At 72.6% G+C, this 13,019-nt stretch carries 13 protein-coding genes and 1 pseudogene; 7 read left to right on the forward strand and 7 right to left on the reverse strand.

What is annotated here, in order from left to right; all coding sequences use genetic code 11:
* Positions 1–15: 15 nt before the first annotated feature.
* Positions 16–546 (forward strand): annotated as a pseudogene (locus ACIP8W_RS23790) (hypothetical protein).
* Here the strand turns inward: ACIP8W_RS23790 and ACIP8W_RS23795 are convergent.
* Positions 537–1,814, reverse strand: coding sequence for an exo-beta-N-acetylmuramidase NamZ domain-containing protein (locus ACIP8W_RS23795; protein ID WP_402204515.1), 1,278 nt, complete (start codon positions 1,812–1,814; stop codon positions 537–539). The pseudogene ACIP8W_RS23790 and the gene ACIP8W_RS23795 sit on opposite strands and share 10 nt — an antisense overlap.
* A gap of 168 nt (positions 1,815–1,982) precedes the next feature.
* Between ACIP8W_RS23795 and ACIP8W_RS23800 the strand changes: the two genes are divergently transcribed.
* From ACIP8W_RS23800 to ACIP8W_RS23815, 4 genes are all read left to right on the forward strand, one after another.
* Complete coding sequence (locus ACIP8W_RS23800) at positions 1,983–2,819, forward strand: SDR family oxidoreductase (protein ID WP_401950301.1); 837 nt, start codon at positions 1,983–1,985, stop codon at positions 2,817–2,819.
* A 62-nt stretch (positions 2,820–2,881) separates the two neighbouring features.
* Entirely contained in the window at positions 2,882–3,475 is a 594-nt protein-coding gene (locus tag ACIP8W_RS23805) for a TetR/AcrR family transcriptional regulator (RefSeq protein ID WP_401950299.1), read from the forward strand.
* A 220-nt stretch (positions 3,476–3,695) separates the two neighbouring features.
* Positions 3,696–4,268 (forward strand): hypothetical protein, encoded by a 573-nt coding sequence (locus tag ACIP8W_RS23810; RefSeq protein ID WP_402204518.1) that lies wholly within the window; start codon positions 3,696–3,698, stop codon positions 4,266–4,268.
* A gap of 269 nt (positions 4,269–4,537) precedes the next feature.
* Positions 4,538–5,377, forward strand: a complete 840-nt coding sequence (locus ACIP8W_RS23815; protein ID WP_402204520.1) for a LuxR C-terminal-related transcriptional regulator — start codon at positions 4,538–4,540, stop codon at positions 5,375–5,377.
* Positions 5,378–5,384: 7 nt separating this feature from the next.
* On the opposite strand, the gene ACIP8W_RS23820 is transcribed toward ACIP8W_RS23815, so the two are convergent.
* The 3 genes from ACIP8W_RS23820 to ACIP8W_RS23830 form a co-directional block, all read right to left on the reverse strand.
* Positions 5,385–6,599 (reverse strand): acyl-CoA dehydrogenase family protein, encoded by a 1,215-nt coding sequence (locus ACIP8W_RS23820; RefSeq protein WP_401950293.1) that lies wholly within the window; start codon positions 6,597–6,599, stop codon positions 5,385–5,387.
* A gap of 8 nt (positions 6,600–6,607) precedes the next feature.
* Complete coding sequence (locus ACIP8W_RS23825; RefSeq protein WP_402204522.1) at positions 6,608–7,630, reverse strand: phosphotransferase family protein; 1,023 nt, start codon at positions 7,628–7,630, stop codon at positions 6,608–6,610.
* Between the two features lie 153 nt (positions 7,631–7,783).
* Positions 7,784–8,695, reverse strand: a complete 912-nt coding sequence (locus tag ACIP8W_RS23830) for an MBL fold metallo-hydrolase (RefSeq protein WP_401950288.1) — start codon at positions 8,693–8,695, stop codon at positions 7,784–7,786.
* A gap of 155 nt (positions 8,696–8,850) precedes the next feature.
* Between ACIP8W_RS23830 and ACIP8W_RS23835 the strand changes: the two genes are divergently transcribed.
* The gene (locus ACIP8W_RS23835) at positions 8,851–9,786 is read left to right on the forward strand and encodes an NADP-dependent oxidoreductase (protein WP_401950284.1); all 936 of its coding nucleotides are present in this window, start codon (positions 8,851–8,853) and stop codon (positions 9,784–9,786) included.
* 24 nt (positions 9,787–9,810) lie between these two features.
* On the opposite strand, the gene ACIP8W_RS23840 is transcribed toward ACIP8W_RS23835, so the two are convergent.
* Genes ACIP8W_RS23840 through ACIP8W_RS23850 form a run of 3 tightly spaced genes read right to left on the reverse strand, consistent with a single transcriptional unit; the run spans position 9,811 to position 11,119 of the window.
* Positions 9,811–10,137, reverse strand: coding sequence for a DUF202 domain-containing protein (locus ACIP8W_RS23840; protein ID WP_402204524.1), 327 nt, complete (start codon positions 10,135–10,137; stop codon positions 9,811–9,813).
* On the reverse strand, positions 10,137–10,529 hold the full coding sequence (locus tag ACIP8W_RS23845) for a YidH family protein (RefSeq protein WP_401950278.1): 393 nt from the start codon (positions 10,527–10,529) through the stop codon (positions 10,137–10,139). The genes ACIP8W_RS23840 and ACIP8W_RS23845 overlap by 1 nt, the downstream gene beginning before the upstream one ends.
* 11 nt (positions 10,530–10,540) lie before the next feature.
* Complete coding sequence (locus tag ACIP8W_RS23850) at positions 10,541–11,119, reverse strand: NUDIX domain-containing protein (protein WP_401950275.1); 579 nt, start codon at positions 11,117–11,119, stop codon at positions 10,541–10,543.
* 98 nt (positions 11,120–11,217) lie between these two features.
* Here ACIP8W_RS23850 and ACIP8W_RS23855 point away from each other — a divergent pair, with 98 nt between their 5' ends.
* Positions 11,218–12,876 carry an FAD-binding dehydrogenase gene (locus ACIP8W_RS23855; RefSeq protein WP_401950273.1) on the forward strand — a complete coding sequence of 553 codons (1,659 nt, stop codon included), beginning with the start codon at positions 11,218–11,220 and terminating at the stop codon, positions 12,874–12,876.
* Positions 12,877–13,019: the final 143 nt, after the last annotated feature.

Here is a 13,019-nt window from a genome sequence, read left to right on the forward strand (position 1 = left end):
CGGCACGCTGCCGTCATGGACCAGGTGGAAGCGCTGCTCGTCGGAGGCCGGGCGGACGTCGGCAGGACGACCGTGGGCGGGGAGGTCTCGGCGCTGCTGCGCGCACGCCGTCCCGCACACGATCGTCGAGGGCGACCACCCGGGCCAGGTCCATCCGGCGCCCGAGGGGGATCCGCGCCGCTCGGAGATCACCGAGCGCGATCTGACAGCCGTGTGGGCGAACCGCACCCGGCTCGGCCACCGTCGGCTCGTCCATACGAACACCGTCAGCGTCCTCCCGGGGACGGTGACGGTGCGTTCGAGCGCGCCATGGGGCCGGTCGTACGGGTGCTGCTCACCGCCACCGACGCCACGGCGGGCGAGCGGCCGGCGGTCCGGGAGCGCGGGTCGGAGCTGGAGCGCGAGCTGCGGGGCAGCGCTCTCAAGGCGCGGGTGCCGGCCGAGCGGGCGCCCGCGGACACGGTACGGGTGGCGACGGACGGGCGGTCCGTCGTGGACATCGGGGCCGAGGTGGCGCCCGCCACCGGCTGGGCCGGTCAGGGGTAGCGGAGGTACGTCCGGCGTACGGTGCGGAAGGCGGCCAGGTCGGGTTGCCAGGTGGCGGTGATCTCGGCCGGGGTGGCGCCCGCGTCGATGAGGGTGCGGACCTCCGTCGAGCCGGTCAGTCTGTCGATCCAGTGGTCGGGGCGCCAGGCGAAGCCGCTCCAGACGCGTTTCGCCGTCACCAGCAGGGTGATCGCGGTGCGGACCGGGTCGAAGGCGTGCCGGTCGTGGACATGGAGCTGGACGCCGCCGACGGTCCTGCCCTGGAACTTGGAGAAGACCGGCGCGAAGTAGGCCTCGCGGAAGTGGACCCCGGGCAGCTGTTCCGCGGTGGCGGCCTCGGCCCAGGCGCGGTCGATGCCCTCCGCGCCGAGGAGTTCGAAGGGCCGGGTGGTGCCGCGCCCCTCCGAGAGGTTGGTGCCCTCGAAGAGACAGGTGCCGGAGTAGACGAGCGCGGTGTCGGGGGTGGGCATGTTGGGGCTCGGGGGGACCCAGGGCAGCCCGGTGGCGTCGTAGAAGTCGTCGCGCCGCCAGCCCGTCATCCGTACCACCTCCAGATCGGCCGGGGCCGCCGCCAGGAACTCGCCGTTGAACAGCAGCGCCAGCTCCCCGACGGTCATCCCGTGTGCCTGGGCGATCGGCTCCCGGCCGACGAAGGTCGCGAACTCCCGGCGCAGTACGGGCCCGAGCGCCGCCCGCCCGGTCACCGGATTGGGGCGGTCCAGGACGACCAGCCGCTTTCCCGCGAGGGCCGCCGCCTCCATGCAGTCGTACAGCGTCCAGATGTAGGTGTAGAAGCGCGCGCCGACGTCCTGGACGTCGAAGACGACGGTGTCGGCCCCGGACGCGGTGAAGACGTCCGCGAGGGCCTGCCCTCTCTTGAGGTACGTGTCGTGGACGGGCAGCCCGGTCGCCGGGTCGTCGTACCGGCCCTCGGAGCCGCCCGCCTGGGCCGTGCCCCGGAAGCCGTGCTCGGGGCCGAAGACGGCGACCGGATTCACCCGGTTGTCGGCGTGCAGGAGGTCCACGATGTGGCGTACGCCGGAGGTGGCCCCGGTGGTTCCGGCCTGGCCGGTGGTGACCCCGGTCGGGTTGGTGACCACGCCGACCTTCTGCCCGGCGAGCAGCCGGTAGCCGTCGGCGGCCAGCACGTCGAAGCCGGTGCGGACCCCCGTACCCCTCGTACCCCTGCCGCGTGGCGTCGCCGCGACGGTGAACGGCACCGCCCCCGCGCCGCCCGCGGCCAGCAGTCCCCGTCTGGACAGGCTCATGCGGTCCTCGTCTCCGTCGCCCGGTTCGTCCGCCGCCCGCCGGTGGGCGGGCATGCCAGGGCTTGTCCGCTTGCCTGTGTCCCTTCCCCCTAAACATACCGACTGGTTAGTCTGGTGCGGTCAGCGTCACAGCGTCAGCGCTCAGGAACGCCGGAGAGGCAGGTCCCGATGGATTCGGTGCACGGTGCGGGGGTCGTGGTCACAGGGGCCGGCGGTGGCATCGGCGCCGCCCTCGCCCGCAGATTCGCCGCCGAGGGGGCCCGCGTGGTGGTCAACGACCTCGACGCGCGGAAGGCCGCGGCCGTGGCCGCCGGGATCGGCGCCGTCGCGGTCCCCGGGGACTGCTCCACGATCGTCGAGGAGGCCCGCGAGGCGCTCGGCGGGACCGTCGACATCTACTGTGCCAACGCCGGGGTCGGCTCTCCGCCCGGCGACGCCTTCCTCGACGACGACGTCTGGGCGACCGCCTGGGACGTCAATGTGATGGCGCACGTACGGGCGAGCCGCGTCCTGCTGCCCGACTGGCTGGAGCGCGGCGAGGGCCGGTTCGTCTCCACCGTCTCGGCCGCCGGACTGCTCACGATGATCGGCGAGGCCCCCTACAGCGTCACCAAGCACGGCGCGCTCGCCTACGCGGAATGGCTCTCGCTGACGTACCGCCACCGCGGCCTCAAGGTCCACGCGATCTGTCCGCAGGGGGTGCGTACGGACATGCTCGCCGCCACGGGCTCCGTCGGGGAGCTGGTGCTCGCCCCGACCGCCATCGAGCCGGAGGCGGTCGCCGACGCGCTGTTCGCCGCCATGGCCGAGGACCGCTTCCTCGTCCTGCCGCACCCCGAGGTGGCCGGCTTCTACCAGGCGCGCGCCGGGGACACCGACCGCTGGCTGGGCTCGATGAACCGCGTGCAGCGGAAGTGGGAGGAGGCCACGGGCCGACCGGGTGCCCGAGCCGCCGTACGGCCCGGATGGGAAGATCCGGTACGGGAACCGCGTTCCGGCCGGTGACGTCACTCCGGGCGTCACCAGGGGGAACGAACAGTACGGACACGAAAGGCGGGTGGCCGCGCATGGCCAGGACAACGGACGGGGACGGCGGCCCCGTACCCCAGCGGCTGCTGGCCGCCGCCACCCGGCTCTTCGCCGAGCGTGGCTACGACCGCACCTCGGTCCAGGAGATCGTCGAGGCGGCGGGCGTCACCAAGGGCGCGCTCTACCACTACTTCGGCTCCAAGGAGGACCTCCTCCAGGAGGTCTACGCGCGGGTGCTCCGCCTCCAGCAGGAGCGGCTCGACGCCTTCGCCGACGCGGACGAGCCGGTGGAGGCGCGGCTGCGGGCCGCCGCCGCCGATGTCGTCGTGACGACGATCGACAACCTCGACGACGCGGCGATCTTCTTCCGCTCGATGCACCACCTCAGCCCGGAGAAGAACAAGCGGGTACGGGCGGAACGGCGCCGCTACCACGAGCGGTTCCGCGCCCTGGTCGAGGAGGGCCAGCGCACCGGGGTCTTCTCCACCGCCACCCCCTCCGACCTGGTGGTGGACTACCACTTCGGCTCGGTCCACCACCTGCCCACCTGGTACCGCCCGGACGGCCCGCTCACCCCGGAGCAGGTGGCCGGTCATCTCGCGGACCTGCTGCTGAGGGCGCTGCGCCCGTAGCCCGCCCCTCGGTCCACCTCCCGGTCCGCCCCTCCCCTGCGGCCTCCGTGGGCCCCGCTGCCCCCGCGCTCCCCGGGGAATCAACGCCCCCTGCACTCCCTGCCGTTCTCCGCCATACGTAGTTGTACGCATTGCGGCCGGACGAACGCCTTGGTCACTATGAGTGCTGTCATCGCTACGGAACGTCAGGGTTCCGGGCGGGAGAGCAAGGGGGATCAAGATGAGCAGGATCCGTACGTTCATGCACCGGGTCGCCGTCGGAGCGGTCGCCGCGGGGGTGCTGGCCGTCGGTGCGATGGCGGCCCCGGCGGGAGCGCAGGCGGCTCCCGAGGAGGCCCGCCAGACCTATGCCGCCCAGACGCTCCGGGCGGGGCTGACCGCCGATCAGGCCGGCGAGCTCCAGGGCCGGGTCGACCGCTACCTGGCGCGGCTGGAGGGCGGTGAGCAGGTCTCCGCCAACCGGATCGCGCTGCCCGGCGGTGACCTCACGGTGGCCGCTCCGGGACAGCCGTCCGCCCGGGACCTGGCCTCGCCCGCCGCGAGCAGCCGGCTGCCCGCCGCGTGTGCCCGGGGCTATCTCTGTCTGGCCCGCGGTGGCGACCGCATGGACCTCTACCGGTGCGGGACGTACAGCATGCCCTGGACCGGGGACGGCACCTTCGAGAACAACCAGAGTTCGGGCACCCGGGCGAGGTTCCTGAACTCCGACCGTTCCGTTCGCTACATCACCGACCCCGCGTACTCGCAGGGCACGGTGACCTGGACGCCGATCTACTACGTCGTGCCCTGCTGATGGCCGTCGGCAGGGCAGTCGTCAGTTGAGCAGCCGACAGCCGCGGCAGCTGAACTGACCGGCGTATTCACCGGCGGAAAGGCTCCCGGTACCGCGTCTGTACGCGCGGTGCCGGGAGCCTTCGCCGACGCGCCGTCCGGTCCCCGGAGGGGGCCGTTCCGGATTTTCCCTTACGCCGCGACGTGCGGCAGAATGAACGCGGAGAGTGTCGGTTTCCGTGCGTACGGTCACGGACCGTCGGGTGGGAGGCCGGGGTGACAGGGGTCGAGATGAGCACCGGGCTGTGGCGCGACTACGCGCATATGCTGAATCTCGCGGTCTCCGTCCTGGAGCGGACCGACCCGGAGCCCGCCTGGCACCTGGTCCTGGCCGAGCTGGCCCGGGGGATGCACGCGCAGGCGGTCTCCCTGACCCAGGCGCGTTACGCGGAGCGCACCGGCCGGGTGCTGGCCTGGAAGTCGCGGTTCACGGTCGCGCAGGACTATCTCGACGCCCTGACGGTCCGCCAGATCCACGCGGGCAACCCCCTCGTGGCCCACTACACCTCCGCCAAGGACCGCACCCCCCTCTCGGCGAGCCAGATCATGGGCAAGCGGGCCTGGCTGCGCAGCAGGAGCCACCGGCTGGCCCGGTCCACGCTGGGCGCCCATATGCTCGGCATCCCGCTGCCCGCGCCCGCCGGGGTGGCCCGGGGCTTCGTGCTCCACCACGCCCAGGACGACTTCACCGCCGAGGAGATCGCCTACGCCCGCCGGGTCCAGCCCCTGCTCATCGGCATCGACGGCCACTACCGGGCCCTGGAGCGGTGGCGTACGGCCGCCACCTGCGAGGCGCCCGGCGCGGGCGCGGCGGTGGCCCCGGCCGAGCGCGCGGCGGAGGTGGGGCTCACTCCCCGTCAGCTCGCCGTGCTGGCCCTGCTGGCGAAGGCGATGCCCGCCACCGCGATCGCCCACCGGCTGCACATCTCGCCGCGTACCGCGCACAAACACATCGAGGGCATCTACCGGAAGCTGGGCACCTGCGACCGGCTCTCCACCGTGATGCGCGCCCAGTCCCTCGGCCTGCTCCCACCGCCCTCGCCCGAAGCCCGGCCCCCCTCGGCAGGGTGAGAGCGTGTCAGAGGTACCGCTTCAGCTCCCGCCGCGCCAGCGACCGCTGGTGCACCTCGTCGGGGCCGTCCGCGAGCCGCAGGGTCCGCGCCGACGCCCAGAGTTCGGCCAGCGGGAAGTCCTGGCTGACCCCGCCCGCGCCGTGCAGCTGGACGGCCGAGTCGATGATGTCGACGACCGCGCGCGGCGTGGCGATCTTGATGGCCTGGATCTCCGTGTGCGCGCCCCGGTTGCCGACCGTGTCCATCAGCCACGCGGTCTTGAGCACCAGCAGCCGCAGCTGCTCGACCGTCACCCGGGCGTCCGCGATCCAGTTCTGGACGACGCCCTGCTGAGCGATGGGCTTCCCGAACGCGGTACGGGACACGGCCCGTTCGCACATCAGCTGGATCGCCCGCTCGGCCATCCCGATCAGCCGCATGCAGTGGTGGATCCGGCCCGGACCGAGCCGGGCCTGCGCGATGGCGAAGCCGCCGCCCTCCTCGCCGACCAGGTTCGCGGCGGGCACCCGGACATCGTGGAACACGACCTCGGCATGGCCCCCGTGGGAGTGGTCCTCGTACCCGTACACCTGCATGGCGCGGCGTACTTCGAGCCCCGGGGTGTCGCGCGGGACCAGGATCATCGACTGCTGGCGGCGGATGTCCGCGCACTCCGGGTCGGTCTTGCCCATCACGATGAAGACGGCGCAGTCCGGGTTCATCGCCCCGGAGATGTACCACTTGCGGCCGGTGATCACATACTCGTCGCCGTCGCGCCGGATCAGGGTCCTGATGTTCGTCGCGTCCGACGAGGCGACCTCCGGCTCGGTCATCGCGAACGCCGACCGGATCTCGCCCGCGAGCAGCGGCTCCAGCCACTGCTCGCGCTGCTCCTCGGAGCCGAACTGGGACAGCACCTCCATGTTCCCGGTGTCCGGGGCCGCGCAGTTCAGCGCGGTCGGGGCCAGGTGCGGGGAGCGGCCGGTGATCTCGGCGAGCGGCGCGTACTGGAGATTGGTCAGCCCGGCGCCGTACCGCGCGTCGGGGAGGAAGAGGTTCCACAGCCCCCGGCCGCGCGCCTCGGCCTTCAGCTCCGGGACGATCGCGGGGGTGTCCCAGGGGCTGGCCAGCTCCTGGCGCTGCTCGTGCGCGACCGCCTCGGCCGGGTACACCCGCTCGTCCATGAAGGCGAGCAGTCTGCCGCGCAGCTCCTCGGTGCGGGCGTCGAATGCGAAGTCCATGGGGGTACTCAGCCTTCCTTGAGGGTGGTGAGGCCGTGCTGGATGAAGACCGGGACGAGGTCGCCGATCCGGTCGAAGCCGGAGCCCAGGGTCTGGCCGAGGGTGTAGCGGTAGTGGATGCCCTCCAGGATCACGGCGAGCTTGAACCAGGCGAAGGCCGTGTACCAGGCGAGGGCGGAGGTGTCCCGGCCGGAGGCCGCGGCGTACCGCTCGATCAGCTCGCCGGGCGAGGGGTGGCCCGCGGCGCCCGCCGTCGTACTGATCGGGGAGCCCGCGACATCCAGTGGGGCGCTGTACATGACCAGCAGCCCCAGATCGGTGAGCGGGTCGCCGAGTGTCGACATCTCCCAGTCGAGCACCGCGCGGATCCGGTCGTCCTCGCCGAGCAGGACGTTGTCGAGCCGGTAGTCGCCGTGGATCACGGTGGGCGCGGGGGAGCGGGGCAGCGCGCGGCCGAGCGAGGTGTGCAGCTCGTCGATCCCGGCCAGCTCGCGGTCGCGGGAGGCGTCGAGCTGCTTGCCCCAGCGGCGCAGCTGCCGGTCGAGGAAGCCGTCCGGCCTGCCGAAGTCCCCGAGGCCGACTGCCCCGGGGTCGACGGCGTGCAGCTCGACCAGGGTGTCGACGAGCGAGAGGACGGCGGCCCGGGTGCGCTCGGGACCGAGCGGCGCGAGCTGCTCGGCCGTGCGGTACGGCGTGCCCGTCACGTACTCCATGACGTAGAACGGCGCGCCGAGCACCGACGCGTCCTCGCACAGCAGCAGCGGCGCGGGCACCGGCACGGCGGTCGGGTGCAGCGCCTCGATCACGCGGTACTCGCGCCGCATGTCGTGCGCGGTCGCCAGCACATGGCCGAGCGGCGGTCTGCGGACGACCCAGCGGCTGGTGCCGTCCGTGACGGAGTACGTCAGATTCGACCGGCCGCCCTCGATCAGCCGCGCGTCCAGCGCGCCGTCCGCCAGACCGGGCAGCACACGGTCGAGATGGCCGCGCAGCCGTTCGGTGTCGAGTCCCGGTGGCGTGACTGGGCTCATCGGTCGTACCTCCCTGGGCGTGGGCGTGGTCGCCCCCATGATGCCGACCGGTCGGTATGGAGTCCAGTGCCTGGCGCGGCCACCTGTGCCGGTGCCGTGTTTGTGCGGTTATGCCTTCTTGTGCCGCTTCTCGTGCCTGTCGCCCTGCGGCCGTCAGGCGTGGCAGGCCACCGGGACGCCGCCGTTCATCACCGTCATGTCACCGAAGAGGGCGACCGGGTTCAGCGGCGAGCCCTCCGGCCGGCCGTCCAGCTCCGCGTACGCCCGGTGGAGGTTGGCCACCAGCCGCTCGCTCTCGCGCCACTGCGCGAACTCCCCGAGGTCCGCGCCCCGCGCGGTCTCCAGCGGCGTCCGCCCCTTGGCATGGCCCTCGGCGGCCACCTCGGCGACGTACCGCAGATAGCGCTCCGTCACGTCGTACGCCGAGGGGTCGGTGATCGGCCCGTGCCCGGGGACGACGACGGTCGCGTCCAGCGAGCGCAGCAGCTCCAGCGCGCGCAGGGAGCCGCGCAGCGAGCCCATCGGGACGAACGGGGTGCCGCCCTGGAAGATCAGGTCGCCGGTGAAGACGATCCGCTGCCCCGGCAGGTACACGATCGAGTCGCCCACGGTGTGCGCGGGACCCGGATGGATCAGCTGTATCTCGATCCCGCCGACATGCACGGTGAGCCGCTCGCTGTAGGTGACGGTCGGCGTGACGATCCGGATGTCGCCGAAGTCGTTCTGCGGCCACATCTGATGCAGCTGGAGCCCGGCCGCGTCCTGCTCGCTGCGGCAGGCGTCATGGCCGATCACGGTGGCCTCCGGCACGAACACACCGTTGCCGTAGGTGTGATCGCCGTGGTGATGCGTATTGACGACGGTACGGGGCAGCGGGACGCCGGCCGTCACGACCGCCTCCTTGAGCGCGAGCGCGCGCCGCTCGGTGGCCGCCGTGTCGATCAGGAGTGTCGACTCCCCGTCGCTGACGAAACCGGCGTTGTTGAGGCACCAGCCGCCGTCCGGCTGGACATAGGCGTGCACCTCGGGGGTGAGGCGGACGGTGTACGGATCGGTGGCAGACATCGGAACACTCCTGGTCAGGGAAGAATGGTCGCCTTGAGCCTGCCAGTCGACGGCGGCCCGCGGACCATCGCCCCCCATTATCTTCCGCCGTCCCGCGCACGGCGGACGCGCGCCGTCCGTTTGCGCGGAGAGCCCGGACACCGGAGTGTCGGAGGATGAAGGCCATCAGCTACCGCCGGTTCGGCGGCCCCGAAGTCCTGGAGTACGGGGAGCGCCCCGACCCCAAGGTCGGTCCCGACGCCGTACTGGTCGAGGTACGGGCCGCGGCCGTCAACCCCGTCGACTGGAAGTGCCGCGAGGGCTATCTCGACGGGATCCTGGGGACCGTGTTCCCGGTGATCCCCGGCTGGGACGTCTCGGGGGTCGTCGTACGGCCCGGGGCGGCCGTCACCGAGTTCGAGGCCGGGGACGAGGTCATCGGCTATGTGCGGGAGGACTTCCTGTCGCGCGGCACCTTCGCCGAACTGGTCGCGGCGCCCGTCCGTACCCTCGCCCGCAAGCCGAGCGCGCTGAGCTTCGCCGAGGCGGCCGGGCTGCCGCTGGTCGGGCTCACCGCGTACCAGGTGCTCAACCGGCTGCTGCGGGTACGGGCGGGGGAGACCGTCCTGATCCACGCGGCGGCCGGAGCGGTCGGATCGCTCGCCGTCCAGCTCGCCCGGCACCTCGGCGCCCGCGTCATCGGCGCGGCCCGCGAGTCGGGCCAGGAACACATCCGCGCGCTGGGCGGCGAGCCCGTACGGTACGGGGCGGACCCGGCCGAACTGGCCGCCCAGGTGCGCGCGCTGGCACCGGACGGGGTGGACGCGGCGTTCGACATCATCGGCGGCGACATCCTGCGGGCCACCCCCGCCCTGCTCGCCCCCGGCGGCCGGCTGGCCTCCATCGCGGACGGCGAGGTCATCGGCCTGGGCGGCGCGTACGCCTTCGCCCGAGCCGACACCCAGGACCTGGCGGCGCTGGCGGCCCTGGCGGAACAGGGCATCATCACGGTCGGGGTGGCCAGGACCTTCCCCCTGGAAGAGGCGGCGGAAGCCTTCCGCTTCACCGAGGCGGGCGGCGCGGGCGGCAAGGTCGTGGTGACGATGGGCTGACCCAGGACCTGCCGGGCCCCGCCGCTACCGCGTGACCGTGACCGCGATCGCACAGACGGCCAGGGACACCGTGCATACCGCCATGGCCGCCGCCATGGTGGTCGGGAGGCGGGGCGGGCGAGGTGTTCGCAGGGCCAGGGCGCGGCGGTGGGCCACGGACAGGAAGGCCGGCCAGAGCAGGACGCCCAGGGCGGCGGCGGTCAGGCCGGCGGGGGTGGCGTCGCCGCGGAGCATGCTGCGGAACGCCAGGATGGTGACCACCGTGCAGGTCAGGGTCGTGCGCCGCCAGGCCAGCCGGGTGCGCTCCGGCTGGAGGCCGGGGTCTTTGGCGGAGTCCTCTCCGTAGGTCATCAGCCTGTCCGGCCCAGCGCCACGATCACCAGCATCGTCACCGCGACCGCCGCCACCGCCAGGCTCAGCAGCGTCGGGAACGGGGAGACCGGCAGATCCTCCTTGCGTCGCATCGCCCGCTCGCAGCGCACCCAGTGGCTGACCGCCCGCAGCGCGCACAGCGCTCCGGCCGCCAGGAGCGCCGCCGCGATCCCGACCCGGACGCCCCAGCGCAGGTCCGGCAGGAACTGGTCGACCGCGAACCCGCCGCCGACCAGCGCCAGCGCCGTACGGATCCAGGCCAGGAAGGTGCGCTCGTTGGCGAGGGAGAACCGGTAGTCCGGGGTCTCGCCCTCCTCGCCGACGCGTCGGGGGGCGAACCACAGCCGCAGGTTCCGTACAAGATCCATCATATTGTCCGACCCTACGCGCGCCCCGGGCCCTCCGCGCGCAGCGCTCTCAGCCGCTCGTACGCGGCGATTCCGTCCGGCACCCACTCCCAGCGGCCGGGGCCGGGCGCGAGCCGCCGCTCGACCTCCGCCTCCGGGAGGAACGCGTGCCAGGCGACCTCCGCCACCTGGGGCGAGACCGGCAGCGGGCAGCGGACCTCGTACACGTACGCGTTCTCGCGGAAGGCGCCGTCCGGGGAGTCGTACCGGAACGGGAACAGCGGTACGGGAGGCTCCAGCCCCGACACACCCAGCTCCTCCTCCGCCTCGCGCAGCGCCGCCGCGCCGTAGCTCTCGCCCGCGCCGAGGACCCCGCCCACGAACATGTCGTACAGCGAGGGGAAGACCAGCTTCCCGGCCGTTCTGCGGTGGACGAAGATCCGGTCCTGACCGTCCCTCACCAGCACGAAGACACACCGGTGACGCAGCCCCCGGGCGTAGATCTCGGCGCGGGGCGCCTGCCCGGTCACCCGGTCGTCCTCGTCGACGACATCGAGGATCTCGGTGGCGGGATCCGAGGCTGGACCGGGCGTCGGACGGTCGGTCGTGTTCATCAATTCAACCCGCCTGTCTCATCGGTTGACTCGTTACTCGCGCGTACGGAAGATTCGGACACGCGCACTCCCGCTCGCACCCCAGAAGGATGGATGCCATGGCGTACGACGCTGATGTGATCGTGATCGGGGCGGGCCTCGCGGGCCTCGTGGCCACCGCCGAACTGGTCGACGCGGGCCGCTCCGTCATTGTCCTCGACCAGGAGCCCGAGCGGTCGATCGGCGGGCAGGCGCACTGGTCCTTCGGCGGACTGTTCCTGGTGGACTCGCCCGAACAGCGCAGGCTCCGTATCAAGGACAGCCGCGCGCTGGCCCTTCAGGACTGGCTCGGCACGGCGGGGTTCGACCGCGCGGAGGACCACTGGCCGCGCAAGTGGGCCGAGGCGTACGTCGACTTCGCGTCCGGTGAGAAGCGGGCCTGGCTGCACGGGCAGGGCATGCGGTTCTTCCCGGTGGTGGGCTGGGCGGAGCGCGGCGGGTACGACGCCCTGGGGCACGGCAACTCCGTACCCCGCTTCCACATCACCTGGGGGACCGGCCCCGGGGTGGTCGAGCCGTTCGAGCGGCGGGTGCGCGAGGGCGTCGCCAAGGGGCTGGTCACCTTCCGCTTCCGGCACCGCGTCACCGGGCTCGGCAACACCGCTGGCACCGTCGACACCGTGAGCGGCGAGACGCTGGAGCCGAGCGACGCCGCGCGCGGCACCGCGAGCAGCCGTACGGTCACCGGGGCGTTCGAGTTCCGGGCCCAGGCCGTGATCGTCACCTCCGGGGGCATCGGCGGCAACCACGACCTGGTGCGCGCCCAGTGGCCCGAGCGGCTCGGCACCCCGCCCCGGAAGATGCTCTCCGGGGTGCCCGCGCACGTCGACGGGCTGATGCTCGGCATCGCCGAGAAGGCCGGCGCCCACCACATCAACTCCGACCGGATGTGGCACTACACCGAGGGCATCGAGAACTGGAACCCCATCTGGGCGCGGCACGGCATCCGGATCCTGCCGGGCCCCTCCTCGCTCTGGCTGGACGCGCGCGGCAAGCGCCTGCCCGTGCCGCTCTTCCCGGGCTTCGACACGCTCGGCACGCTGGAACACATCATGCGCTCGGGGTACGAGTACACCTGGTTCGTCCTCGACCAGCGCATCATCGGCAAGGAGTTCGCGCTCTCGGGCTCCGAGCAGAACCCCGACCTGACCGGCAGATCGGTCCGCGAGGTGCTCGGCAGGGCGCGCGCCGATGTCCCGGGGCCGGTGAAGGCGTTCATGGACAAGGGCGTCGACTTCGTCGTGGAGAAGGAGCTGGGCGCGCTCGTCCGCGGCATGAACGCGCTCACCGGCGGCGAGCCGCTGATCGACGAGGCCGCGCTGCGCCGCGAGATCGTCGCGCGCGACCGGGAGATCGCCAACCCGTACACCAAGGACCTCCAGATCACGGCGATCCGGGGCGCCCGCAACTATCTGGGCGACAAGCTGATCCGTACGGCCTCCCCGCACCGCGTCCTCGACCCGAAGGCGGGCCCGCTGATCGCCGTACGGCTGAACATCCTGACGCGCAAGTCCCTCGGCGGGCTGGAGACCGATCTGTCCTCCCGGGTCCTCACGGCAGGCGGCGACCCGCTGCCGGGTGTCTACGCGGCGGGCGAGGCGGCCGGCTTCGGCGGCGGCGGGGCGCACGGCTACCGCGCGCTCGAAGGCACCTTCCTCGGTGGCTGTATCTTCTCCGGCCGTACGGCGGGCCGCGCGGCGGCCAGAGCGGTCGGCTGACCCCGCCGGTCAACTCCGAGGTCCCGCCGGTCAACTCCGAGGTCCGGGTGGTCAACTCCGAGGTCCGGGTGGTCAACTCCGAGGTCCGGGCGGGATTATACGATCCCGTCGGGATCTTTGGCAGGAGACAACTTAATTGTCCC

The organism is Streptomyces sp. NPDC088554 (assembly GCF_044752945.1).
Lineage (GTDB): Bacteria > Actinomycetota > Actinomycetes > Streptomycetales > Streptomycetaceae > Streptomyces.

What these genes read in the sequence shown, in the direction of transcription:
- ACIP8W_RS23850 (WP_401950275.1), bottom strand. Translation starts at nt 11,119, where the DNA reads ATGAACACGACCGACCGTCCGACGCCCGGTCCAGCCTCGGATCCCGCC.
- ACIP8W_RS23810 (WP_402204518.1), top strand. Translation starts at nt 3,696, where the DNA reads ATGAGCAGGATCCGTACGTTCATGCACCGGGTCGCCGTCGGAGCGGTC.
- ACIP8W_RS23825 (WP_402204522.1), bottom strand. Translation starts at nt 7,630, where the DNA reads ATGAGCCCAGTCACGCCACCGGGACTCGACACCGAACGGCTGCGCGGC.
- ACIP8W_RS23795 (WP_402204515.1), bottom strand. Translation starts at nt 1,814, where the DNA reads ATGAGCCTGTCCAGACGGGGACTGCTGGCCGCGGGCGGCGCGGGGGCG.
- ACIP8W_RS23835 (WP_401950284.1), top strand. Translation starts at nt 8,851, where the DNA reads ATGAAGGCCATCAGCTACCGCCGGTTCGGCGGCCCCGAAGTCCTGGAG.
- ACIP8W_RS23845 (WP_401950278.1), bottom strand. Translation starts at nt 10,529, where the DNA reads ATGATGGATCTTGTACGGAACCTGCGGCTGTGGTTCGCCCCCCGACGC.
- ACIP8W_RS23820 (WP_401950293.1), bottom strand. Translation starts at nt 6,599, where the DNA reads ATGGACTTCGCATTCGACGCCCGCACCGAGGAGCTGCGCGGCAGACTG.
- ACIP8W_RS23815 (WP_402204520.1), top strand. Translation starts at nt 4,538, where the DNA reads ATGAGCACCGGGCTGTGGCGCGACTACGCGCATATGCTGAATCTCGCG.
- ACIP8W_RS23805 (WP_401950299.1), top strand. Translation starts at nt 2,882, where the DNA reads ATGGCCAGGACAACGGACGGGGACGGCGGCCCCGTACCCCAGCGGCTG.
- ACIP8W_RS23800 (WP_401950301.1), top strand. Translation starts at nt 1,983, where the DNA reads ATGGATTCGGTGCACGGTGCGGGGGTCGTGGTCACAGGGGCCGGCGGT.
- ACIP8W_RS23840 (WP_402204524.1), bottom strand. Translation starts at nt 10,137, where the DNA reads ATGACCTACGGAGAGGACTCCGCCAAAGACCCCGGCCTCCAGCCGGAG.
- ACIP8W_RS23855 (WP_401950273.1), top strand. Translation starts at nt 11,218, where the DNA reads ATGGCGTACGACGCTGATGTGATCGTGATCGGGGCGGGCCTCGCGGGC.
- ACIP8W_RS23830 (WP_401950288.1), bottom strand. Translation starts at nt 8,695, where the DNA reads ATGTCTGCCACCGATCCGTACACCGTCCGCCTCACCCCCGAGGTGCAC.